Consider the following 24359-nt stretch of genomic DNA (forward strand, 5'->3'; position numbering starts at 1 on the left):
CCGGACGGGCCCCGTTCGTGCGTCAGCTCAGTACCGACGCGCAGGTGGTCGCGGTGGCGTGCGCGGGATCGAGCGCGTTGGCCACCTCGTGGAAGGCGAGCCGGTCGGTGAGACCGATCAGGACGTGTTCGGACAGGTCCAGCGAGCACAGGTTCTGGACGAGGACGTTGTGCACGTCGGAGCCGCTCAGGTACTGGCTCGTGTACGGCGTGACGACCTCGTCGTACTTGCTGGCGATGACCGTGTAGTGGACGCCGGGGACGGTGTCGCCGCCGGCGTTGAGCTTGGTGAGGAAGGCGGAGCCGGCCATCTGGTCGGCGAGGCCCGGGGTGGCGGCGGTGAGCAGGTCGGCGGCGCCCGGGAAGTAGGGCAGCAGCTTGGTCAGACCGTTCAGGTCGGTGCCGTGGTTGTCGGGCGCGATGCCGACCAGGGCGTTCACCTTGGCGGCTCCGCCGAGGAACTTGAGGTAGTAGCGGGGCATCATGCCGCCCTGCGAGTGGCCGACGAGGTCGGCCTTGGCGGCGCCGGTGGCGGTGAGGACCTTGTCGACGAAGGCGGAGAGCTGCCCGGCCGACTTGTCGATGGGGCCGAGGCCGTAGAAGACGGGGACGCCGGAGAGCTGGCCGTAGTCCAAGGAGAAGACGCAGTAGCCGCGGTCCTCCAGGTAGGGCGCGAGGCCCAGCCAGTTGTCGACGGAGTTGCCGAGGGTGCCGTGGACCAGGACGACGGGGCGGGGGTGTGCGGCGGAGGGCTTGCAGGAGTAGTCGTTCCAGCCGCTGGTGGGAGCGGTGGCGGCGTGGGCGGTGGTGGCGGGGACGAGGGCGACCGCGGCGGTGAGCAGCACCGCGGCCAGGGGTCTGAGCACTCGTTTCCAGGGCAGCATCGGGTGATCTCCTTGCGGCTCAAGGGAGGTGCGATGGCCTTACGCCCTGTGATCCGGATCACGAAGGATGCTGTTCACTCGTCAAGTTACGGACGAGTAGTGGAAGTGTGAAGTTACGCGTCAGTAAAAACTTCCAGTGATAACCGACTCGCCGGTAGCTGCCGATGAACCGTCACCAGGCGGGCCTGATCGGACCATAGGGCGCAATGCGCCCCAATCGATCGCGCAACGCCCGCACTTCACCCTCACCGAGTACGTCCGCCCACTCCCGCACCACCTCCGCGGCGGCCTCCTCCGCGGCGCGCGTGCACGCCCAACCGCGCTCGGTCAGCACGATCAGCCGCGCCCGCGCGTCCGCGGGATGCGGACGCCGTTCGACGTACCCCTTGCGCACGACCTCGTCGACGAGCTGACTAGCGGCCTGCTTGGTGACACCGAGGTGGGCGGCGAGTTCGGTCACCGTCGCCCCGTCCGGCGCGAGCCGCGTGAAGGCGAAACCGTGCGCGGGCCGCATCCCCTCGAAGCCGCGGGCGACGACGCCTTCGTTGATGCGCTGGGTGAGCTCGCCGGCGACAGCGAGCAGGGCGGCGGACAGGGCCATGGCCTCGGAGTTGTGCACGGAGGCATTGAAACACCCTTGACGAAATGGTCAAGCAGCTTGACTATGGAGGCACCCCAGATGGTCAAGGAGCTTGACCATTTTCCGTCGAAGGAGACCCATGCCCGTCATCCGCACGTCCGAGGCCGTCACCCACGAGATCCACGGCGCCCGCTTCGTCTCGTACGCCACCCCGCGCACCGGCAGCAAGGAGCTGTGCGCCTGGCGCGGCGAGATCCCGCCCGGCACCAGGGCGCCCGCCCACACCGTCAGCCGCGAGGAGATCTTCCACCTTCTCGTCGGCGAGCTGGTCGTCACGCTCGACGGCCGTACCGACCGGATCACCGCGGGCGACACACTGATCGTCACCCCCGGTGCGACGCTCACCGTCGAGAACCCCACCGACCAGACGGCGATCTCCTGGGTCACCACGTCGATCGGCCTGGAGGCGGAGCTGGCCGACGGCACGCGGCTCACTCCGCCCTGGGCCAACTGACCCCGCCCGTCAGGGGTGTCACGCCGCCAGCGCCCCTGGGATCACCGCCCCCGGTCCGAACTTCGCCCGCACCCGGTCCGCGGCCTCCTCGACACGGCGGACCTTCTCGTCCACGGGGTCGAAGGTGAGCTGGTGGGAGGCCTGTTCGGCCGGGGCGAGGGACTCGGCGCGCAGGACGAGGGCACGCACGCGAGCGCGTTGCAGACCGAGCGCCTCGTACATGGCGTACGCCGTCCTCGTCAGGGCGGCCGAGTGCGCGGTCGGCTCACGCAGGGTGCGCGTGCGGGTGGTCGCGGTGCGGTCGGCGTAGCGCACGGTGAGAGTCAGGGTGCCGCAGACCTTGTCGAGGGCGCGGAGCCGGGCCCCCAGCTCCTCGGCGGCCGACAGCAGGGCGCGGCGATGGCGGTCCGGGTCCAACTCGTCCAGAGCGAAGGGGCGTTCGGTGGCGAGGATGGGGGTCCCCCCGCTCGAGCGAAGCCGAGAGTGGGGGAGGGAGACGCCGTTCGGCACGACCCGGCCGCGGTCGACGCCGTTCGCCTTCTCGTGCAGTTCGCGGGCCGCCCGCGCGCCGATCAGGCGCTGGAGCGTGGAGAGGGGGGCGGCCGCCACCCGGCCGAGGGTGTCGAGGCCGTACTCGCACAGGGTGCGGCTCGTCGCCGTACCGACCCCGGGCAGCGCGGCCACGGGCCGGTCGGCGAGGAACTCCGCCACGGCGTCCGTGGGCACCGCGCACGTCACACCGGGCCGCGCGTCGCGCAGGGCCACGCGGGCCAGCATCGGTCCCGGCCCGGCGCCGATCACGCAGTCGACGCCGTGCAGGGCGAGGGCGCGGACCCGGATCACCGAGGCCAGCTCGACCGCGCTGCGCCCGAAGTACCGTTCGGCGCCGCGCAGATCGGCCAGCGCCCCGTCCGGCGACAGCGCCTCGACCACCGGGGTGAACTCCTCCAGCAGGCCGAGCAGCCCCGGCAGGGCCGCCTCGGACTCCGGCGGCAGCTGGAAACGTACGCACAGAACGGTCATCCCGCACTCCCCGGACTCTGGTGCCACAACTTCCTTCCCACCGCGGGCCCTTCGCCCGCGGGGCGCAGATCCGCCCAGGGGTGCATCTCGTACCCCGTGGGCATGCGGATCCTCCGGTCCTCCATCGGGTCGCGGGCGGCGGAGCCCGCGGGCGCCGGCCGCCCGTCCGAACCGGCGAGCCGCGCCGGCGACGAACCGCCGCCGTCCGCCGGGGCGGAGTCGTCCCCGGCGGGCGGCTCCGCGAGCCGGGCCGCGACGCCGTCGAGCCCTTCCTCCGCGCGCACCTCCAGCAGCTCGGCGAGGTTCCAGGCGGCGGAGCCCACCACGCTCAGGCTGCGCGGCCCGCGCCGCTGCACGATCCCGCGCACCAGCAGCAGCCAGGAGTGGAAGACGGTGTGCGCGCAGGTGTCGTGGGAGTCGTCGAAGAAGGCGAGGTCGACCAGGCCCGTCCCGTCGTCCAGGGTGGAGAAGATGACCCGCTTGCCGGACCGGATCGGCGGTGTCTGGGTGGCCGCCTTCGCGCCCGCGACCAGCACCGTCTCCCCGTGCCGGGTCTCCCGCAGCCGGCGCGCCGAGACCACGCCCAGCTCGTCGAGGAACTTCCGGTGGTCGTCCATCAGGTTGCGCGAGGCGTCCATCGACAGCACCCCCAGTTCGGCACTCAGCTTCTCCGCCTCGGACAGGTCCGGCAGTCCGGCCGGAGCGGTCTTGCGCCCGCCCGCCAGCGGGAGTTGGCCGCCGCCCCCGCCCCGGGCACCCCGGTGCAGCTCGGTCAGGTGCAGTTGCAGATCGCGGCGGTTGGCGCCGAACGCGTCCAGGGCGCCGACCTGGGCGAGCCGCCCGGCCAGCGGCCGGCTCGGCCGGGCCCGCTCCCAGAAGTCCAGTAGGGAGGCGTACGGCTGGCCCTGGGCGATCCGCTCTGCCTCGGCCTCGCTGATGCCGTGCACGTCGGAGAGCGCCAGCCGCAGACCCCACAACCCTTCAGATTCAGACACCAGTTCGATACGGTGGGCGACCGCCGACTTGTTCACATCCAGCGGCAGCACCGGCACCCCGCGCCGCCGCGCGTCCGCCAGCAGCAGCCGCTTCGGGTACATCCCGGGGTCGTGGGCGAGCAGGCCCGCGTAGAAGGCCGCCGGATGATGCGCCTTCAGCCACGCGGACTGGTACGTCGGGACGGCGAAGGCGACCGCGTGCGCCTTGCAGAAGCCGTACGAGCCGAAGGCCTCGACGATCCCCCAGGTGCGCTGAATCGTTTCTGCGTCGTATCCGTTCACCGCCGCGTGCTGGGCGAACCACACCTTGATCCGCCCCTGCGACTCCGGGTCGGACAGGCCGCGCCGGATCCGGTCGGCCTCGCCGCGCCCGCAGCCGGTCATGACGGCGACGATGTCGATGATCTGCTCGTGGAAGACGACGACCCCGTACGTCCCCTTCAGCGGTTCCGTCAGATCCCGGTGCGGGTAACGGACGGGCGCCCGCCCGTGCCGCGCCTCGATGAACGGCCGCACCATGTCGGCGGCGACCGGGCCGGGCCGGAAGAGGGAGATGTCGACGACGAGGTCATGGAAAGTGGCCGGCTGCAGCCGCCCCACCAGGTCCCGCTGGCCCGGCGACTCGATCTGGAAGCAGCCCAGCGTCTCGGTGGACCGGATGAGCCGGTACGTCTCCGGGTCGGCCGGCGGCAGTGCGTCCAGGTCGATCCGCTCCCCCGTCGCCCGCTCCACCTCGGCGACCGCGTGCGCCATCGCCGACTGCATCCGCACGCCCAGGACGTCGAGCTTGAGCAGGCCGAGGTCCTCCACGTCGTCCTTGTCGAACTGCGACATGGGCAGCCCCTCGCCGCTGGTCGGCACGACCGGTGTACGGCCGAGCAGGGACGCGTCGGACAGCAGCACCCCGCACGGATGCATGGCGACCCCGCGCGGGAGGGCGTCGAGGGCCTCGACCAGCTCCCAGAGCCGGCCGTACTTCTCCTGCTCCCCCGCCAGCGCCCGCAGTTCGGGCAGTTCCGACAGCGCCGCGCGGGCGTCGCGCGCCCGGATGTGCGGGAAGGACTTGGCGACCCGGTCGATCTCGGCGGGGTCCATGGACAGGGCCGCGCCCACGTCCCGGATGGCGTGGCGGACGCGGTAGGTCTCCGGCATCGCGACGGTGGCGACCCGCTCCTCGCCGAACCGGCCGATGATCGCGCGGTAGACCTCCAGCCGGCGGGCGGACTCCACGTCGATGTCGATGTCGGGCAGCACGACCCGCTCCTTGGACAGGAAGCGCTCCATCAGCAGCCCGTGCTCGATCGGATCGGCGTTCGCGATGCCGAGGAGGTGGTTGACCAGGGAGCCGGCCCCGGAGCCGCGCGCGGCTACGCGGATACCCATGCCCCGTACGTCGTCCACGACCTGAGCGACCGTCAGGAAGTAGGAGGCGAAGCCGTGGTGGGCGATGATGTCCAGCTCGTGGTGCATCCGCTCCCAGTAGGCCCGTTTTCCCGCGTGACCGCGCAGCACCATCCCGGCCGCCGCCCGGGAGGCGAGCGCCCGCTGGGCGGTGCGGCGGCCCGCGCCGACCAGGTGCGGCTCGGGGAAGTGCACGGAGCCCATGCCGAGGTCGTCCTCGGGGTCCACCAGGCACTCGGCGGCCGTGGCCCGGGTCTGCTCCAGCAGCCGGTGGGCGGTCTCGCGCCGGAAGCCCGCGGCCTCGACGACACGCTCGGCGACCCGGGCCATGTCGTCGCCGCCCTTGAGCCAGGCCTCACCGGAGTCCAGTTCCCCCGCGGGATCGATCGGGACGAGGCGGCGGGCCGCGTCCAGGACGTCGGCGACCGGGCCGTGGCCGGGGTCGGCGTAGCGGACGGCGTTGCTGAGCACCGGCCGGACACCCTGCTCGGCGGCGAAGCCCACGGTGCGGGCGGCCAGGCGCAGGGAGCCGGGTCCGGTTCCCGTGCGGCCGTGCCAGACGGCCTCCAGGCGCAGGGCGTCTCCGTAGACCTCCCGCCAGGGGGCGAGGAGCCCGGCGGCGCGGTCGGGGCGGCCGGCGGCCAGGGCGCGGCCGACGTCGGAGGCGGGGCCGAGCAGGACGGTCAGACCGTCGGCGTGGTTGGCGTCCCAGGACAGCAGGGGCAGGGCCTCGGCGGTGTGGGCGGCGGTGATCAGGCGGCACAGGTCGGCCCAGCCGCGGGCGCCGTCGCGGGCCAGGAAGGTGACGCGGGGCGTGGACTCGTCGATGAAGGCGCCGCCGCGTACGGGGGTGCGGCGCCTGTCCCGTCGTACCGGATCGTCCTCCCGGACCCGGGCGGGCGGCTCCACCGCCAGTTCCGCGCCGAACAGCGGGCGGACGCCCGCCTTCGCGCAGGCCTTGGCGAAGCGGACGGTGCCGGCGACGGTGTCGCGGTCGGTGAGGGCGAGGGCGTCCATGCCCCGCTCGGCGGCGCGCTCGGCCAGCCGCTCCGGGTGGGAGGCGCCGTAGCGCAGGGAGAACCCGGAGACGGTGTGCAGATGCGTGAAACCCGGCACACGCACCTCCCGCGCACTCGCGAGCCCCGAACGGCTCTCGAACATCAGTTCCCGACGACACTCCCCACCATACCCCCATTCTCGAACGCTTGTACGACATCCGTTCGGGCGTGTCCCACCTGCGGAAACGTCCGGCAGCCTCGACGTTGGGGGCATGACGCAGACCACCGGTGCCGGCGCTCCCCGGCCGTCCTTCCTCGCCGAGGTGAAGGACGCCGTCACTCCCCGGGCCACCGTGCTGGTCATCGGTGTGATCGCCCTCCAGCTGCTGTTCATCGCCTCCTACGTGGGCGCGCTGCACGATCCGAAGCCCGGGGACGTGCCCTTCGGGGTCGTCGCGCCCCCGGCCGCGGCCGGGCAGGCGGTGGCCCGGCTGGAGAAGCTGCCGGGCTCGCCGCTGGACCCGCGCGCGGTGGCCGACGAGGCGACGGCCCGGAAGAAGATCATGAACCGGGACCTCGACGGGGCGCTGATCGTGAACCCGGCCCGGACGACCGACACGCTCCTGGTCGCCTCCGGCGGCGGCACGGTCCTCGCGACCACCCTGCAGAGGTACCTCACCGTCCTGGAGGCCTCCCAGCAGCGGACGGTGCGGACGGTGGACGTGGCGCCGGCGTCCCCCCAGGACTTCGACGGGCTCACGTCCTTCTACCTGGTGGTGGGCTGGTGCGTGGGCGGCTATCTGTGCGCCTCGATCCTGGCGATCAGCACGGGCGCCCGGCCCGCCAACGCGAGCCGGGCGACGATCCGGCTGGCCGTGATGGTGCTGGTGTCGGTCGTCGGAGGGCTCGGAGGCGCGCTGATCGTGGGACCGATCCTCGGCGCGCTGCCGGGGAGTGTGGCCGCCCTGTGGGGGCTGGGGGCGCTGGTGACCTTCGCGGTGGGGGCGGCGACGCTCGCGCTGCAGGAGGTCTTCGGAATCGTCGGCATCGGTCTGGCGATCCTGCTCGTGGTGATCGCGGGCAACCCGAGCGCGGGCGGCGCCTTCCCGCTGCCGATGCTGCCGCCGTTCTGGAAGACCATCGGCCCGGCGCTGCCGCCGGGCGCGGGCACCTGGGTGGCCCGGTCCATCGCCTACTTCGACGGCAACGACACGACCGCCGCCCTGCTGGTGCTGTCGGCATGGGCGGCGGCCGGGATCGTGATCACGCTGGTGGCGGCGGTGCTGCGGACGAGGCGCCGGGGCGGGCCCCGGCCGGCTCAGACGCCGTAGTACGCCCTGCGCATCAGCTCCCGCATGTCGTCGATCATCGGCATCCGCGGGTTGGCCGGCGCGCACTGGTCGGCGTAGGCGTTCAGGGCCTGCTGCGGGATGGCGGCGAGGAAGGCCTCCTCGTCGACCCCCTCCTCCTGGAAGGAGGCCGGGATGCCGCAGCGCTCGCGCAGGTCCTCGACCGCGCGGGCGTAGGACTCCACGCCCTCCTCCGGGGTCGCGGCCGGCAGGCCCAGCATGCGGGCGATGTCCTGGTAGCGCTCGGGCGCCCGGTAGGTCTCGGCCTTGGGCCACGGGGTGGCCTTGTGGGTCACCTTGCCGTTGTGCCGGATGACGTGCGGCAGCAGCAGCGCGTTGGTCCGGCCGTGGGCGACGTGGAAGGTGTTGCCCAGGGTGTGCGCCATGGCGTGGACGAGCCCGAGGAAGGAGTTGGCGAAGGCCATTCCGGCGATCGTCGAGGCGTTGTGCATCCGCTCCCTGGCCTTGGGCGCCCGGGCGCCCTCCCGCACGCAGGCCTCCAGGTTCTCGAAGATCAGCTTGATGGCCTGCAGGCACTGGCCGTCGGTGAAGTCCGAGGCGTAGACCGAGACGTACGCCTCCGTCGCGTGGGTCAGCGCGTCGAAACCGGAGTCGGCGGTGACCGTCGGCGGCAGGTTCATCGCCAGGACCGGGTCGACGATCGCCACGTGCGGGGTGAGGGCGTAGTCGGCCAGCGGGTACTTCTGGGCGGCCGCGGGATCGGAGATGACCGCGAACGGGGTGACCTCGGAGCCGGTGCCCGAGGTGGTGGGGATCGCGATCAGCTTGGCCTTGTCGCCGAGTTGCGGGAAGCGGTAGGCGCGCTTGCGGATGTCGAAGAACTTCTCCTTCGTGTCCGCGAACTCCACCTCGGGCCGCTCGTACATCAGCCACATGACCTTCGCCGCGTCCATCGGCGAGCCGCCGCCGAGCGCGATGATGGTGTCCGGCCGGAACTCCCGCATCTCGGCCGCGCCCGCCCGTACGGTGGCCAGCTCCGGGTTGGGCTCGACGTTGTCGATGTACTGCAGCAGCACCGGCTCCTCACGGGAGTTGAGGATCTCGGTGACCCGGCGGACGAAGCCGATCCGCTCCATGGTGCGGTCGGTGACGATCGTGACGCGGTGCACGTCGGGCATGGCCTTCAGATAGCGCAGGGCGCCCTTCTCGAAGTAGATCTTCGGCGGCACCTTGTACCACTGCATGTTGTTGTTGCGCCGTCCGATCCGCTTGATGTTGAGCAGGTTGACCGCGGAGACGTTGTTGGACACCGAGTTGTGCCCGTACGAGCCGCAGCCGAGGGTGAGCGAGGGCAGGAAGGCGTTGTAGACGTCGCCGATGCCGCCGAGGCTGGTCGGCGCGTTGACGATGACGCGGATCGCCTTGACCCGCTTGCCGAACTCCTCGGCCAGTTCCTCGTCCTCGGTGTGGATGGCGGCGGAGTGCCCGAGTCCGTCGAACTCGACCATCCGCATGGCCAGCCGGATGCCGTGCTCGATGTCCTCGGCCTTCAGCGCGGCGAGCACCGGGGACAGCTTCTCCCTGGTCAGCGGCTCGCGCTCGCCGACCTCCGCGCACTCGGCGACCAGGATCGAGGTGCTCTCGGGCACGGCGAACCCGGCCTGCTCGGCGATCCAGGAGGCGGACTTGCCGACCGCCGCCGAATTCAACTTGGCGGTGGCGCAGTTGGTGCCGTGGGCCGCGACGCCGAAGAGGAACTCCTCCAGCTTCTCCTTCTCCGCGGCGGTGACGACATGGGCGCCGAGCCGCTTCATCTCGGCGACACCCGCCTCGTACACCTGCGCGTCCAGGACGACGGCCTGCTCGGAGGCGCAGATCATGCCGTTGTCGAAGGCCTTCGACAGGACGATGTCGTGGATCGCCCGGGGGAGGTCGGCGTCGGGGGCGACGTAGGCGGGCACGTTGCCGGCGCCGACGCCCAGGGCGGGCTTGCCGCACGAGTAGGCGGCCCGGACCATCGAGTTGCCACCGGTGGCGAGGATGGTGGAGACGCCGTCGTGGTTCATCAGCAGCCGCGTCGCCTCCATCGACGGCTCCTCGATCCACTGCACGCAGCCCTCCGGCGCACCGGCCGCGATCGCCGCGTCCCGCACGATGCGGGCGGCCTCGCGCGAGCACTTCTGGGCGCCCGGGTGGAAGGCGAAGACGATCGGGTTGCGGGTCTTGAGGGCGATGAGCGCCTTGAAGACGGTGGTGGAGGTCGGGTTGGTGACCGGCGTCATCGCGCATACGACACCGACCGGCTCGGCGATCTCGGTGACGCCGGTGAGCTCGTCGCGGTGGACGACGCCCACCGTGCGCAGACCGCGCATCGAGTGGGTGACGTGCTCGCAGGCGAAGATGTTCTTGACCGCCTTGTCCTCGAACAGCCCGCGGCCGGTCTCCTCGACCGCCGCCCTCGCCAGGTCCCCGTGCGCGGCGAGCGCCGCGAGGGACGCCTTCGTGACGATGTGGTCGACCTGCTCCTGGTCGTACGACTCGAACCGGCCCAGCGCGTCCAGGGCGCTCTCCACCAGTTCGTTCACGCGGTCCACGACCTGCATGTCAGCTCCTTCGTCCCAGCCTTCTCCGTCGCCTCCATTCGATATCGGCGGCGATCGATCATCGATCCGAGAACGGCCCCAATTCAGGGAAGAAGGTCCCTGCGGAGATGGCGGAAGGTCCCAGGAAGCGCGCCGAGACGGAGCGAGGCCCCACCCCTCGCGCACGGAGGGTGGGGCCTCGCCGACGGCCGTGCTCAGCCGATCTGCGTCCCGGTGGCCGACAGGGCCTCGGTGACCGGCTGGAAGAAGGTCTCGCCGCCCGAGGTGCAGTCGCCGCTGCCTCCGGACGTCAGCCCGATGGCCGCGTCGCCGTCGAACAGCGAGCCGCCGCTGTCGCCGGGCTCGGCGCACACGTCGGTCTGGATGAGCCCGCTGACCGTGCCCTCGGAGTAGTTCACGGTGGCGTTCAGGCCGGTGACCGTGCCGGTGTGGACCTGGGTGGTGGAGCCGCTGCGCGTCACCTTCTCGCCGACCGTGGCCTCGGTGGCGTGCGTGATGGCCTGCGTGGAGCCGTCGTAGAGGTCGACCGCGCTCGGGTGGTCCACGTCGGCGGTGTACTTGACCAGCCCGAAGTCGTTGCCCGGGAACTGCGAGTCGGCGTTCGTGCCGATCTGGTTCCCGCCGGCGTCCGACCAGCTGGAGATCGCGTCCGTGCAGTGCCCGGCGGTGAGGAAGTACGACTCGCCGCCCTTGGTCACGTTGAAGCCGAGCGAGCAGCGCCCGCCCGAGCCGGTGATGGCGTCACCGCCGGCCACGAAGGGCTTGAACTCCCCCTTGGAGCGCCTGAGTTCCGCCTTGCTGCCGAGTCCGGCGACGACCTTGGACAGCTTGGCCCACGCAGCGCCCGACACCGTCCTGTCGGCGGTCACGACGACCTTGTTGCCGACCGGGTCGGTCGACCAGGACGTGCCGGGAAGGGCGGCGTCCTTCGTCAGCGTCGTGCGGGCGGCGTCGAGTTGGGCGAGGGAGTGCTCGACGACTCTGGCCCTGGCGCCGGCCGCCTCGACCGTCCTCGCGGCCTCACGGTCGAGCACGTTCACGACGAGGCTCTTGGCCTTCGCGTCGTAATACGTTCCCGCCGCCGCCGTGCCGAGGTCCTCGCCGAGCGTCGAGGCGAGCTTTCCGGCCGCGGCGAGCGACAGGGTCCGCGGGGCGGAACTCTCCGTGGACTCGCTGGCGTTCGCAGTCTGGAAGGTGACTCCCGCGGCCACCAACGCGGCGATGCCCGCTCCGGTCAGGGCCGCACGCCGCCTGGATATGCGTCGGTGCTTCAACTCACGTCCTCCTGTGGGGGGTCGGCCCGGCAGAGGTTGTGGGGACCACGGCGGGCCGGAAGGCGCTGAACGGCGTTCACTATTCCGAGGCCGACGGGGAGCACACAAGGGCGTGTTCAGGACGCGCGTAGGACGCGCTTCGCACGCCCCTCCCCTTTTGACGGTCCACGGTCAGCCCGGAACTTCGCAGTGCAAATACGACGAGCGAATGGCCCGTGCGCGGTCCGTGAGGTCTAGTCCTGTCCTGAAATCGACCCTTCGGAGTCCGGCTCCATCCGGGGGCCGGCGGGCGGGAGTTGCTCCTGCACCGGTTGCGGTGCCGGCTGTGGCGGCTGCGCGGGAGCCGTCGGCACCGCCTGCTGCGCCCTCTCCAGGAACCGCAGCAGTTCCACCGGGAAGGGCAGGACGAGCGTGGAGTTCTTTTCCGCCGCCACCGCCACCACGGTCTGCAGCAGGCGCAGTTGCAGCGCGGCCGGCTGCTCGGACATCTCCTTGGCGGCCTCGGCGAGCTTCTTCGACGCCTGCAGCTCCGCGTCCGCGTTGATGACCCGGGCCCGCCGCTCGCGGTCGGCCTCGGCCTGCCGGGCCATGGAGCGCTTCATCGTCTCCGGCAGGGACACGTCCTTGATCTCGACGCGGTCGATGGTGACGCCCCATTCCACGGCCGGGCTGTCGATCATCAGCTCCAGGCCCTGGTTGAGCTTCTCGCGGTTGGACAGCAGGTCGTCCAGCTCGCTCTTGCCGATGATGGACCTCAGCGAGGTCTGCGCCATCTGTGAGACCGCGAACCGGTAGTCCTCGACCCGGACGACGGCCTCGGCCGGCCCGGTCACCTTGAAGTAGACGACGGCGTCCACCCGCACCGTGACGTTGTCCCGGGTGATGCCCTCCTGAGCGGGCACCGGCATCGTCACCACCTGCATGTTGACCTTCTGCAATCGGTCCACGAACGGCACGATCATCGTGAACCCGGGCCCCCGCACCTCCGGCCTGAGCCGCCCGAGCCGGAAGACCACACCCCGTTCGTACTGCTTGACGACCCGCGCCGCCGCCATCACGTACACCGCTCCGGCGGACGCGAGGGTCACTCCCGCCGCCACCAGCTCCTCGACCATGCCGGCCCCCCAGGGGACTGAGCTGAGCCCTACCCGTCACTCGACGGTAACTCCGCGCCCGGACAAAGGGGGAGCCCCCGCACGCCGTTCGCGTGCGGGGGCCACTGAAGGGGGACGTCAGCCGACGCTCACGCCGTAGTAGCTCAGCGCCTCGGTGACCGGCTGGAAGAAGGTCGTGCCGCCGGAGGTGCAGTTGCCGCTGCCGCCGGAGGTCAGACCGTAGGCCACGGTGCCCGCGTACAGCGGACCGCCGCTGTCGCCGCCCTCGGCGCAGACCGTGGTCTGGATGAGGCCGGAGACGACGTCGCCGCTGCCGTAGTTGACGGTGGCGTTCAGCGCGGTGACCCGGCCGCTGTGCGTGCCGGTGGTGGAGCCGCGGCGGTAGACGGTCGTGCCGACGCTCGGCGTGGCCGCGCTGGTGATGGTCTGGCTGCCGACCGTGCTCGGGTGCGAGATCGAGGAGTTGGTGTAGCGCACCAGGGCGAAGTCGTTGCCCGGGAAGCTGTAGCTCACGTTGCTGCCCAGCACCGTGGTGTGGCCGGAGTTGGAGTACCAGGTGGAGGCGACCTCGCCGCAGTGGCCGGCGGTCAGGAAGTAGTAGGTGCTCCCGCTGTGCACGTTGAAGCCCAGGGAGCAGCGGTACTGGCCGCCGTAGATGGCGTCGCCGCCGGAGATCAGGGGCTTGAACTGCCCGGCCGAGCGCTTGATGGTGAGGGCGCCGGCATTGCCGCCAGCCTCACGCTTGATCTTGGCGATCTCCGCCTTGGAGACCGTGCTGTCGACGGTGACGACGACGCGGTTGGTCGTGCTGTCGACGGCCCAGGCGGTACCCGGGACGTCTGCCTTGAGCACCGAGCCGCTCACACCCTTCAGGGCGGAGGCGCTGAAGGTGGTGGGGGTCTCGGACGCGTTCGCGCTGGGGACCGCGAACGCTGCGGCGGCCACGAGGCCGGTGGTGACGGCGATCAGCCGGTTCCGTCTCGAAATGCCGCTGCGGGGAGTGGTGCGCTTGATCCTCACGTTCGTTCCTCCCAAGGGGAAGTCGGGGGGCCCGCGTGGGGTCGGGGCCCCGTGAGGCGCAGCCGGGGACCGTCGTCCGGATTGCGGACACACATGCCCCTGACAAGCGCTTGCCGGGAGTATTCGGCCGAACGACCGGTAGCCGCAAGGGCGCCTTTCGGCCGTCGAACGGTGATCGAGCCATGCGTTTTGGCCAGGCACGCCCTGGTTCAGACCAGGTTGCGCAGCCTTGTCTCCATCGCCGCGTCCTGCATGCCGGAAAGAGCAGGTGGGGTGCTCCGAGGGGCGGTTGGGCGGGGTGACGGCCGGCCGTCGTGAGCCCCTCGGTAGCGAGCCGGGACGACGCGGGCGCGTGCGGCGTCAACTGCCCCCGGCCCAGGTGGAGTCGGGTACTCGGGTGGACGCCGGACGCCGTTCCGCCCGTCGGCCGTCGACGGCACGCCGGTGCCGTGGCCTGTCAGGCCCCCGCGGATGTCCGGAAGTCGCCCGTCCGGATCCGCTTTCCGGTTGACCCGCACCGCGTCGGCTCGCACCAGGTCGGCCCGCGCCCGCTGACCCGCGCCAAGTGAGCCCGCGTCAAGTGAGCCCGCACCTCACCTCGTCGTCACGGCGTGTGCCCCGCCCTCCGTGGCCGGCCGACCTCCGGATGGCGCGGCCCGTAATCCGACCACCTCGTCCATCAACGCACCCAGCACGTTGCGCACCGAAGCGCGTTCGCGGGCGTCGCACTCCAGGACCGGCACCTCGACGTGCAGGCCCAGCGCCTCCCGTACGGCCTCCGGTTCGCACCGCTCGGCGCCGTCGAAGCGGTTCACCGCCAGCACGAAGGGCGTGCCGTGCGTCCCGAAGTAGTCGACCGCCGGGAAGCACTCCTCGATCCGGCGGGGATCGGCGAGGACGACCGTGCCGAGCGCGCCCTCCACCAGGTCGTCCCACAGGAAGGAGAACCGGCCCTGCCCGGGCGTGCCGAACAGATACAGCGCGATGGTCGGATCGAGGGTGATGCGGCCGAAGTCCAGGGCCACGGTCGTGGTGGTCTTGGACTCGACCCCGTCCAGCGAGTCGACGCCCACCGAGACCTGGGTGATCGCCGCCTCCGAGTCCACCGTCCCGACCTCCGAGATCGCCCCGATGAACGTGGTCTTGCCGACTCCGAGCCCCCCGCTGACCACGATCTTCACGGCAAGCGGCACGACCCTGTCACAGCGCCCGGACATGATCCCTGATCCTCCATGTGCCGCCGTTCGAACGTCAACGTCGCCCCGTCCCCGACGAGTTGTACGTCCGGGGGCACACCGGCGTTCACCGTGGCGGCCGGGGACTCAGCAGTCGCAGCCGCAGTCGCAGCAATCGCACCCGTCGCAGCAGTCGCAGTCGCAGCAGTTGCAGCAGTCACAACAGCTGCTGCAGTCACCGCAGTCGGAGCCGCTGCACAGGCCGTCCTTGCGCTCGCGGCTCCACGGGTCCTCGTACTGACCGCAGCACAACTGGCACGTGCAGGCCAGCCCCGCCCATACCGCGCACCCGGCGAGCAGCCCGCGCCGGTCGCGCCGCGGCGGGCCGGGCGGCGGACCTCCCGGATGGCCGGGCGGCGCGTACGGCCCGGCGAGCGAGGGCGCCGCGCCGTGCGCGCAGGAGGGCGTCCCGAAGGCCCGGTCGACGGAGGTGCGCAGCTCGTGCACCAGCAGCCGGTGCGCCAGCCTGCCGTCGGTGAACTCCGCCTCCCGCAGGGCGAGCCGTATCCCGTGCAGGGCGTCGTCGGCCAGCCGCCGGGCCTCGGTGAGCTGGGTGCCCGTCGCGGTGAGCGGGTTCCAGGCGCCTGACGCGGCGTCGGCTTCCCGGTCCTCCACGGCGTCCAGCAGGTGCGCGAGCCGGCCGAAGAGCCGCCCGGCCTCGGCGAGCGGTACGGCGTTCCCCGGGCGCCCGGCCAGCACCGCCGTGTGCGCGAAGGCGGCCGCGGTCGCCGTCTCGGTCGGCTCGGTGACCGTCAGGACCGGCGTTCCGGGCCCGGCGAGGGCCTCGATGCCCGCCTGCCGGTCCACCGCCGCGGTCAGCACCGCCGTGTCGAAGCCGACGCCGGAACCGCTGCGGGTCCCCGCGGCATCCCAGCCGGCGGCCACCCGGCGCGCGGCGAACGCCACCGCCCCGCGCGCCAGCAGTCCGTCACCGTCGGCGACATGGTCGCGCACCTTGGCCGAGGCGAGCACCAGCGAGACGGCGGCCGCGAGCCGCGCGCCCTCACCCTGTGCGACGGAAGCGGTGCGCATCCCGCGCAACGGACAGGGTCCGGCCGTACGCCGCAGGTTGCCCGCCGGCTCGGCCTGAGCCTCCGTCAGAACGGATATGAGCAGCCCGTCGTAGTTCGTCACGAGCCGCGCGAACTGCCCGTGGTCCTTGCGCAGCGCGAGGCACAGCCCGCACAAATGCGCTGTCCACTGGGTTTTGAGGCTCTCCCCGAGCCGATGAAGACAAGGCCTGACGATTCCGAACACGACGTTCCCCCCGTGGCGCGTGTGCCATCAGAAATGCGGTGAGCTGCCGCATCGTATCGGCCGCTCGTTCACCCGTACGCACCGCTCATCACCCGTACGCCGCGAAGAATCATATTTCACTCACAGTCAGCAGCCGTTTACCGCAGAACCCTTGGGGCACCCGGGCTCTCGACGTATTCGCTGTGCACCAGTACCGTCACAAACCCCCCGCGCGGCGTCTATCCACTTGGCGCGGCATCCGCATCATGGATGACGATAGGGATGCGGAAGCAAGAAAGACCGCTGTGAGAGGAGGCGTCCATGGGATCGGTACGCAAGGCGAGCGCCTGGCTGGGCCTCGTCGACGACAACGATGACGAGCGTTACTACGACGACGACTACTCCGAGGGGACCGAGCAGCCCGGGGATGCCTGGGTCACCGACCCGAGGGTCAAGGTGGCCTCGGACGTCGCCGAGGAGACGGGCCGCCGCATCGGCACGGTGACCCCGGACAGCTTCCGGGACGCGCGCGCCATCGGCGAGCTGTTCCGCGAGGGTGTGCCGGTCATCGTGAACCTCACGGCCATGGAGCCCGCCGACGCCAAGCGCGTCGTCGACTTCGCGGCCGGCCTGACCTTCGGCCTGCGCGGCACCATCGAGCGGGTCGCGACCCGTGTGTTCCTGCTGACCCCCGCCAACACCGAGATCGTCAGCGGTGAACCGGCCGCGCGCCGGGAGGACGGGTTCTTCAACCAGAGCTGAGGCAGGGCCGCTCACCGGCCCTGCCCCCGCGCAGGGTTCACCGGAAGGCGTCGAGCCCGGTGAGCGCCTTGCCCAGCACGAGCTGGTGCATCTCGACGGTGCCCTCGTACGTCAGCACCGACTCCAGGTTGGTGGCGTGCCGCATGACGGGGTATTCGAGGGAGATCCCGTTGGCCCCGAGGATCGTCCGGGCCGTCCGGCAGATCTCGATGGCCTCCCGTACGTTGTTGAGCTTGCCGAAGCTGACCTGCTCGGGACGCAGGCGGCCGACGTCCATACGCCGCCCCAGGTGGTGGGCGAGCAGAATCCCCTTGTGCAGTTCGACGGCCATGTCGGCGAGTTTGGCCTGGGTGAGCTGGAAGCCGCCGATGGGCCGGCCGAACTGCTCGCGCGACTTCGCGTAGTCGACGGCGGTCTCGAAACAGGACCGGGCGGCGCCCATCGCCCCCCACACGATGCCGTAGCGCGCGTGGGACAGGCAGCTCAGCGGTCCCTTGAGCCCCACGACCTCCGGCAGCACGGCGTCGGCGGGCAACCGCACGTCGTCGAGCACGAGTTCACTGGTCACGCTGGCCCGCAGGGACCACTTGTGCTTGATCTCCGGCGCGGAGAACCCTGGGCTGTCCGTGGGCACCACGAACCCGCGGACGCCCTCCTCGGTCTGCGCCCACACCACGGCGACCCCGGCGACGGAGCCGTTGGTGATCCACATCTTGCGTCCGTCGAGCACCCAGTCGGAGCCGTCGCGCTTGGCGTAGGTCCGCATGGAGGCGGGGTCGGAGCCGTGGTCGGGCTCGGTCAGGCCGAAGCATCCGATGACGTCGCCGGCGGCCATCCGCGGCAGCCACGTCTGCTTCTGTTCCTCGCTGCCGAAGCGGTGGATCGCGTACATGGCGAGGGAGCCCTGCACGGAGACGAGGGAGCGGATCCCGGAGTCGGCGGCCTCCAGCTCCAGACAGGCGAGCCCGTACTGCACGGCGCTCGCGCCCGCGCAGCCGTACCCGTCGAGCGACATCCCCAGGGCTCCGATCCGGCCGAGCTCCTTGGCGAGCTCACGGATGACCGGCAGCTCGCCCTTCTCGTACCAGTCGGCGACATGGGGCAGCACCCGGTCCGTGGCCCAGGCCCGCACGGTGTCCCGTACGGCCAGGTCCTCCGGTTCCAGCAGGTCGTCGATGCCGAGGGGATCGGCGGGGTCGAACGGGGGCAACTTCGAGGACGCGGACATCAGAACACCCTCCGGCACGCGAAAAACTAGCAGCGCTAGTTACGACTCTGGGGCCGACGTTACGACGCAGTGTCCCGCACGTCCAGTGACCCTCCTAGACGGAGACGCGGGACTCGGCGACCTCCCGGGGGGCGGGCAGCTCCACCGGGGCAGGGGGTTCCGCGCACTGCATGGTCCGCGGCAGCCGCAGGGCCATCAGCGCGCCGAGCAGCAGCAGGCCCGCGCTGACCAGCAGGGTCACGTGCAGCCCGTGGACGAAGGAGTCCATGGCGGCCCGGCGCAGGGCCACACCGACCGGCCCGCCCAACCGTGCGGCGACGTCGTACGCCTCGCCCAGCGAGTGTGCGGCCGACGCGGACGCCGACGCCGGCACACCGGGGACGGACGACAGTCCGGGCGCGTAGGCGGCGTTCATGACACTGCCGAGGAGGGCGATGCCGATTCCGGCGCCCAGCTGGTACGACGTCTCACCGATCGCCGCCGCGCCGCCGGCCTGCGCCGGCGGAGCCTCGCTGAGCATCGACTCGTAGGCACCGAAGAGCGTGGTCTCCAGGCCGAAGCCCAGCAGGACGAACCCGAACACCAGCAGCCCGGCGTTGTCCGTGGCGCCCATGACCGTCAGCAGCAGCACCGCGCCGGCCGTCAGGACGAACCCGAAGGACACCATGCGGCGCGGCCCGAAGCGGCGCAGCATACGGGCGCCCGCGAGCCCCGCCGCCATCGCGGCGAAGGTCAGCGGCAGCAGCCGCAGGCCGGTCTGGAGCGGCGACAGCCCGAGCACGAGTTGCAGGTACTGGGCCGCGATCAGTTCGAGGCCCACCAGCGCGAGCATCGCCAGCACGATGCAGCCCACCGAGGTGCTGAACGCCGGCCGGGCGAACATCCCGAGGTCCACCAGCGGATGCGCGCGACGGCGCTGGCGCCGTACGAACATCACCAGCAGCACCGCGCCCACCGCGAGCGGGACCAGCGTGAAGACGCTGAGCGGCGGCTCCCCGCCGCCCAGGCGCTTCACGCCCAGCACCACACCGAACAGGCCGGCCGCCGCCATCAGGGCGCCGACGACGTCCCAGGGGCCGTCGGCCGTGCCCCGCGACTCGGGCAGGAGCAGCCGCCCGATCGGCAGGCTGACCAGCATCAGCGGGATGTTGACGAGGAAGACCGAACCCCACCAGAAGTGCTCCAGCAGGAAGCCGCCCAGCAGCGGCCCCACCGCGGCGCCGACGGCGGCGACGGCACTCCAGATACCGATGGCGAGGGCCCGCTCGCGCCGGTCCGGGAACACCTGGCGCAGGATCGACAGCGTGGCGGGCATGATCATCGCGCCACCGACGCCGAGCAGCGCGCGGGCGAGGATCAGGACCTGCGGGTCGTGGGCCAGGGCCGCCACGCCGGAGGCGAGGCCGAAGAGGGCGTAGCCGAGGAGCAGGATCCGTCTGCGTCCGACCCGGTCGCCCAGCGTGCCGAAGAGGATCAGCAGCGAGGCGCAGACGAGGGGGTAGACGTCGACGATCCAGAGCAGTTCTATCGCGCCGGGCCTGAGGTCCTCGGTGACGGCCGGAACCGCCACGTGCAGCACGGTCGCGTCGAGCGCGACCAGCAGCAGGCTCATGCAGAGGACGACGAGGACGACCCAGCGGTTGGCACCGGCCCCGGCCGCCCGACGGCGCAGCGCGACGGCGGCCGTGGTCGTCCCGGACATGTACGTACCTCCCAGATGCTTCCTCGCGTTCGGCGGGCACATGGGGTGGGGACTCCCCATGATCTCGGCCGGAGAGGAGCGGCTGTCTCCGGCCCGCGCAAACGAAGGCGAGTGACTCGTCAGCGTACGCGAGTTCGCGCCACGGTCACGTGGCGGACCTCTCAGACGCGCGAGGAACTCGTGTGGCGTACACCACTCCCCCGCGTGGACGATCACACGCCGACCGGCCGCCCGGTCCCGGCGGCCGTCGATAATCGAGCCCGTGACCGACCTTGTGACGCGCGTTGCGCCGCCCCCTGCGCCGGCCCTGCGCCGTGCGGCCCCCGCCCTGCTGGGCTACGTGGCCGTGCGCGCCCTGGGCCTGGTGGTGCTGGCGGTGTGGACCGCGGCCCGCGACAGAAGCGCGTACACGCTGCTGACGGCCCGCTGGGACGCGCTGTGGTACACGAGGGTGGCCGAGCTGGGCTACGGCTACGAGGTACGGCTGCCGAACGGCGACGTGCACTCCAACCTGGCCTTCTTCCCGCTGCTGCCCTGGCTGGAGCGGCTGCTGCACGCGGTCACGCCGCTGTCGTACGCGAGCGCGGGTTTCTGTGTGAGTCTCGTCGCCTCGCTCGCCGCGGCCCTGGGGGATCTTCGCGGTCGCGGAGCGCGTGTACGACCGCCGGACGGGGGTGTGCGCCGTACTGCTGTGGGCCGTGCTGCCCGTCGGGATCGTGCAGTCGATGGCGTACAGCGAGTCGCTCTTCACCGCGCTGGCCGCCTGGGCGCTGTACGCGCTGCTGGCCGGTCGCTGGCCGGCGGCAGGGGCGCTGGCGGCGCTGGCGGGGCTGACCCGGCCGGTGGGGATCGCGGTGGTCGCGGCCGTGTGGGCGGCCGGGGTCACCTCTTTCGTGCACAGACGAAGCTCGCCGGACGCGCGCGGCGCCCGTACGGGCGGACGCGCCCCCTCGCCGCTCCAGGACGCCCGTATGGAGCGCGTCGGATCGCCCGACGGCGCACCGGACACGCCCCGCGCCCCCGCGGTCGCCCCTGCCGCCTCTGTGGTCCTGGGGATGGTGCTGGCGCCGCTGGGTGCGGCCGGTTATGTCCTCTGGGTGGGCCACCGAACCGGGAAGGGCCCGCTCGGCTATCTCGACGTCCAGGCGGCCTGGCGCAACGGCTTCGACGGCGGCGCCGCCTTCGCCCGCTTCGTCGCCGACAGGTTCCAGACGGTTCCGGGGGCCTTCGCGGGCACGGCGATCATCACCGGGGTCGCACTGGTGCTCTGGCTGTACGCCGTCTGTGTGAGGCAGCGCCAGCCGCTCCCGCTGCTGGTGTACGCCGGTGCGGTCACCGCGCTCGCCCTGTGTGCGTCGAGCTACTTCGGTTCGAAGCCGCGCTTGTTGCTGCCCGCGTTCCCGCTGCTGCTGCCGCTCGCCCTGGCGCTCGCCCGCTCGCGTACGTCCAGGGCGGTGCTGGTGGTGGCCGGTGCCGCCGCCCTGTCCGCCGGTTACGGAGCGTTCTGGCTGAACGGCACCGGGCCACCATGATCGACTCGCGGACCCGGTGAGCACCGGGGCACATCCGCCCCAGCATTCGGTGAACGAATTCAAAAGCGCAACAAAACTGCTTCGCGGAATGATCAAAGGAATTGAAGGGGGCGACCCGCCGACATTGCGGATTCCTCGGAATTCAGGTCCCTCCTGAGAGGAATCCCACATCACATCGTCATCACAAAGACGCGGTATCGAGGGAGAAGCGACCTCACTCGCTGTAACGTCGATTGGGTGCGTACCGAACGAAAGCTCACCCGTCTGGACCGGGTGTTCGCCAGACTCGACAGGGAGCCGGAGCGACCGGCGCACCTAGACGTGCCCAGGATGAGCCGGCACCGGGTGGCGCTGCTCACCGGCACCCTGGCGTTCTACCTGGCGATCGTGTGGGCCGTGGTGACCACCTCCTGGCTGGTCCGGCTGGACTGGCAGGTCATGTTCTTCCGCCCGTACCAGCAGTGGTCGGGTATCCACTGGTTCGTCGACTACTACGTCGTTCTGGGCCAGCGCGGCCCGACCGCGGTGATGGTGGCCGCCTGGCTGGGCTGGCGCTCCTGGCGGCAGCACACGCTGCGCCCACTGCTCACACTGGGCGTCGCGCTGCTGCTGCTGAACATCACGGTCGGCGCCGCCAAGTACGGCATGGGCCGTCTCGGACCGCACTACGCCACCGCCATCGGCTCGAACGAGATGGGTCTGGGCGGCGATATATTTCCCAGCGGCCACACCGCCAACGCCGTCGTGACCTGGGGCATCCTGGCCTATCTGGCCTCCACCCCCAGAGCCCGCCGCTGGCTGTCGGCGCTGTCCGCGGTGACCTCGCTGGGCGTGGGCATGGCCACCGTCTACCTCGGTACGCACTGGCTGAGCGATGTCCTGCTGGGCTGGGCCGCCGGCCTGCTGATCCTGCTCGCCCTGCCCTGGTGCGAGCCGCTGATCGCCCTGGCCGAGGCCCGCATCCTCGATCTGCGCGACCGCCGGCGCGCCCGTGGCCGCGTCCCGGCGCCCGCAGCGGCGCCCGTCGGGTCACCGGTGCTGCTCAACAAGCCGCGTACGCGCGCCCAGGAGGAGGCCGCGGCGCGCGAGCCGGCGGCCCGTTCCCCGCGGGCGGCGCCCGCGTATCTGGCGCCCGGCCCGCACACGGCCCGCTCGGAACGCACGCCGGTCACCCCGGTCGGCAGCCGCCGGCCACCGCACTCCGACCGCGTCCCGCGCGGCACGCCGGCACCGGCCCGCCCGCTGGGCGGCTGACCGGCCGAGGACGGCGGGGGCCGGTACGCACAGCCACCCCCCGCACGAAGAAGGGCCCCGGTTCCCCCTGGGAACCGGGGCCCTCGTGTCGTCTCAGCCCTTCCAGGCCCGTACCACGAGGCCGTCCCGCACCTCGAAGTTGAGCCGGCCGGCGCGGTACTCCATGGTGATGATCGCCCCCGGCGGCAGGGACCGCACCGTGGTCCAGCCGCGCTCGCGCGCGCGCCGCTCGGCCTGCGCCGCGTCGAGGCCGACGTACGCCTCCGGACTGTCCTGGGGCTCCGCCTGCGGAGCGGGAATCGGTGCCATACGGGAACGGTAGGCGCTGCCTACGGAACCGGGAAGTCCGAGCCGGTCCCAGGAGTCACAGATCCCCCGGCGGTCACACTTCTGTCACAGGATCACGACACGCGTTTCGACCGCACTGCGTCACACGTATGAGCGGTCCCATACGCCTTGCGCAGGCATTCGACCGTAATTCCGGCGCGTCGCGCGCCCCTGTCGAATAGCCCGCCGTAAAGCACCGCGAGAAGCGCCACCGGCCTCCCCGGCATTCGAATCCGGCCCGATTCCGGGCCCTGGCCCAGGGGGTCGCCACCGCAGAGGAAATGCACGGTTCCGACACAGAACCCCCGCATGTCTCCTGCCCGGCGCGGGCCGCGGCAGGCCCCCACCGGCCGGGCGCCGGCACCACGTCACGCGCCCGCCGACGGCCCCGGGGCCGCTCGGAGAAGCGCGCGGGACAGCCGGTCCCGGGCGGTCCTGATCGACTCGGTCAGCTCGGCGGGCTCCAGCACCTCGAACTCGAAGCCCGTCATCATCACGTGGATCACCATGACGTCGAGGTTCGCGGCGCCGGTGCGCAGCACACAGGCGCCGGGACCGTCCGGCTCCAGCTGGCCGGCGGTCGGCGAGATCCGCTCGGCGGCCTCCTCGACCGGCACCAGCAGCCGTACGACGGCCCGCGCCGCGTACGCGCGCGTGGAGACGCCCGCCGACACGTACGCGGCGAGGTCCTCGGCGGGCGGGGTGCGCGGGGCGAAGCGCGGGCCGTGCGGCGGCCTGGGGGTGACGCGGTCGACGCGGAACGTACGCCAGTCGTCACGGTCGAGGTCCCAGGCGACCAGATACCAGCGCCGCTCGCTGCAGACGAGGCGGTGCGGTTCGACGGTGCGGCGGGAGGCGGAGCCGTTGTGGTCGCTGTAGTCGAAGCGCAGGCGTTCCGAGTCCCGGCACAGGTTGGCCAGTTCGGTGAGGACGGCCGGGTCCACGGTGCCGGACCGCGGGCCCCGGAGCATCGGCACGGTGAAGGCGTTCAGGGCGCCCACCCGGCGGCGGAGCCTGTTCGGCAGCACCTGCTCCAGCTTGGCGAGCGCCCGCACGGACGTCTCGCCGATGCCCTCGATGCCCTGTCCGGCGGCCGTGCGCAGGCCGACGGCCACGGCGACCGCCTCGTCGTCGTCCAGCAGCAGCGGCGGCAGCTCGGCGCCCGCACCGAGCTGGTAGCCGCCGCCGGTGCCGGGGCTGGCGTTGACGGGGTAGCCCAGCTCGCGCAGCCGGTCCACGTCCCGGCGCACGGTCCGCGCGGTGACGCCGAGCCGGTCGGCGAGCTCGGCTCCGGACCATTCGCGGTGCGCCTGCAGCAGCGAGAGCAGGCGCAGGAGTCGTGCCGAGGTCTCCAGCATGGGCCCCAG

The 24359-nt window shown here is 71.8% G+C and carries 18 protein-coding genes and 1 pseudogene; 5 read left to right on the forward strand and 14 right to left on the reverse strand.

The window, feature by feature from the left end; genetic code table 11:
- Window positions 1-22: 22 nt before the first annotated feature.
- Together LN251_RS02560 and LN251_RS02565 are read right to left on the reverse strand one after the other, a co-directional pair.
- Window positions 23-883, reverse strand: a complete 861-nt coding sequence (locus LN251_RS02560) for an esterase/lipase family protein (RefSeq protein WP_458242891.1) — start codon at window positions 881-883, stop codon at window positions 23-25.
- A gap of 172 nt (window positions 884-1055) precedes the next feature.
- On the reverse strand, window positions 1056-1502 hold the full coding sequence (locus LN251_RS02565) for a MarR family winged helix-turn-helix transcriptional regulator (RefSeq protein WP_458242892.1): 447 nt from the start codon (window positions 1500-1502) through the stop codon (window positions 1056-1058).
- A gap of 100 nt (window positions 1503-1602) precedes the next feature.
- Between LN251_RS02565 and LN251_RS02570 the strand changes: the two genes are divergently transcribed.
- Entirely contained in the window at window positions 1603-1977 is a 375-nt protein-coding gene (locus LN251_RS02570; RefSeq protein ID WP_362994268.1) for a cupin domain-containing protein, read from the forward strand.
- 18 nt (window positions 1978-1995) lie between these two features.
- On the opposite strand, the gene LN251_RS02575 is transcribed toward LN251_RS02570, so the two are convergent.
- Entirely contained in the window at window positions 1996-3000 is a 1005-nt protein-coding gene (locus LN251_RS02575; RefSeq protein ID WP_458242893.1) for a DNA polymerase Y family protein, read from the reverse strand.
- Entirely contained in the window at window positions 2997-6512 is a 3516-nt protein-coding gene (locus LN251_RS02580) for a DNA polymerase III subunit alpha (protein ID WP_458242894.1), read from the reverse strand. Before LN251_RS02580 ends, LN251_RS02575 begins: the two co-directional genes overlap by 4 nt.
- A gap of 154 nt (window positions 6513-6666) precedes the next feature.
- On the opposite strand from LN251_RS02580, the gene LN251_RS02585 reads away from it, so the two are divergent.
- Complete coding sequence (locus LN251_RS02585) at window positions 6667-7725, forward strand: DUF3533 domain-containing protein (protein WP_458242895.1); 1059 nt, start codon at window positions 6667-6669, stop codon at window positions 7723-7725.
- On the opposite strand, the gene adhE is transcribed toward LN251_RS02585, so the two are convergent.
- The 6 genes from adhE to LN251_RS02615 form a co-directional block, all read right to left on the reverse strand.
- On the reverse strand, window positions 7713-10307 hold the full coding sequence (adhE, locus tag LN251_RS02590) for a bifunctional acetaldehyde-CoA/alcohol dehydrogenase (protein WP_458242896.1): 2595 nt from the start codon (window positions 10305-10307) through the stop codon (window positions 7713-7715). The genes LN251_RS02585 and adhE overlap by 13 nt on opposite strands.
- Window positions 10308-10501: 194 nt before the next feature.
- The gene (locus LN251_RS02595; protein ID WP_458242897.1) at window positions 10502-11581 is read right to left on the reverse strand and encodes a S1 family peptidase; all 1080 of its coding nucleotides are present in this window, start codon (window positions 11579-11581) and stop codon (window positions 10502-10504) included.
- 233 nt (window positions 11582-11814) lie between these two features.
- Window positions 11815-12696, reverse strand: a complete 882-nt coding sequence (locus LN251_RS02600) for a slipin family protein (protein WP_458242898.1) — start codon at window positions 12694-12696, stop codon at window positions 11815-11817.
- 117 nt (window positions 12697-12813) lie between these two features.
- Window positions 12814-13716 carry a S1 family peptidase gene (locus tag LN251_RS02605; protein WP_458242899.1) on the reverse strand — a complete coding sequence of 301 codons (903 nt, stop codon included), beginning with the start codon at window positions 13714-13716 and terminating at the stop codon, window positions 12814-12816.
- 593 nt (window positions 13717-14309) lie between these two features.
- Complete coding sequence (locus LN251_RS02610) at window positions 14310-14933, reverse strand: GTP-binding protein (RefSeq protein ID WP_458242900.1); 624 nt, start codon at window positions 14931-14933, stop codon at window positions 14310-14312.
- Between the two features lie 105 nt (window positions 14934-15038).
- Window positions 15039-16208, reverse strand: a complete 1170-nt coding sequence (locus tag LN251_RS02615) for a DUF5685 family protein (RefSeq protein ID WP_458242901.1) — start codon at window positions 16206-16208, stop codon at window positions 15039-15041.
- A gap of 300 nt (window positions 16209-16508) precedes the next feature.
- Here LN251_RS02615 and LN251_RS02620 point away from each other — a divergent pair, with 300 nt between their 5' ends.
- Window positions 16509-16949 (forward strand): cell division protein SepF, encoded by a 441-nt coding sequence (locus LN251_RS02620; protein WP_058926225.1) that lies wholly within the window; start codon window positions 16509-16511, stop codon window positions 16947-16949.
- Between the two features lie 37 nt (window positions 16950-16986).
- On the opposite strand, the gene LN251_RS02625 is transcribed toward LN251_RS02620, so the two are convergent.
- Both LN251_RS02625 and LN251_RS02630 read right to left on the reverse strand, forming a co-directional pair.
- Window positions 16987-18177 carry an acyl-CoA dehydrogenase family protein gene (locus tag LN251_RS02625; protein WP_458242902.1) on the reverse strand — a complete coding sequence of 397 codons (1191 nt, stop codon included), beginning with the start codon at window positions 18175-18177 and terminating at the stop codon, window positions 16987-16989.
- Window positions 18178-18271: 94 nt separating this feature from the next.
- Window positions 18272-19879 carry an MFS transporter gene (locus LN251_RS02630; RefSeq protein ID WP_458242903.1) on the reverse strand — a complete coding sequence of 536 codons (1608 nt, stop codon included), beginning with the start codon at window positions 19877-19879 and terminating at the stop codon, window positions 18272-18274.
- Window positions 19880-20141: 262 nt separating this feature from the next.
- Here LN251_RS02630 and LN251_RS02635 point away from each other — a divergent pair.
- Window positions 20142-21411, forward strand: a pseudogene (locus tag LN251_RS02635) (glycosyltransferase family 39 protein).
- A 237-nt stretch (window positions 21412-21648) separates the two neighbouring features.
- Window positions 21649-22665 (forward strand): phosphatase PAP2 family protein, encoded by a 1017-nt coding sequence (locus tag LN251_RS02640; protein ID WP_458242904.1) that lies wholly within the window; start codon window positions 21649-21651, stop codon window positions 22663-22665.
- Window positions 22666-22758: 93 nt separating this feature from the next.
- On the opposite strand, the gene LN251_RS02645 is transcribed toward LN251_RS02640, so the two are convergent.
- Together LN251_RS02645 and LN251_RS02650 are read right to left on the reverse strand one after the other, a co-directional pair.
- Window positions 22759-22974, reverse strand: a complete 216-nt coding sequence (locus tag LN251_RS02645; RefSeq protein WP_249840214.1) for an I78 family peptidase inhibitor — start codon at window positions 22972-22974, stop codon at window positions 22759-22761.
- 386 nt (window positions 22975-23360) lie between these two features.
- On the reverse strand, window positions 23361-24350 hold the full coding sequence (locus LN251_RS02650; RefSeq protein ID WP_458242905.1) for a helix-turn-helix transcriptional regulator: 990 nt from the start codon (window positions 24348-24350) through the stop codon (window positions 23361-23363).
- Window positions 24351-24359 lie beyond the last annotated feature (9 nt).

This window comes from Streptomyces sp. MAI_2237, from assembly GCF_054189285.1.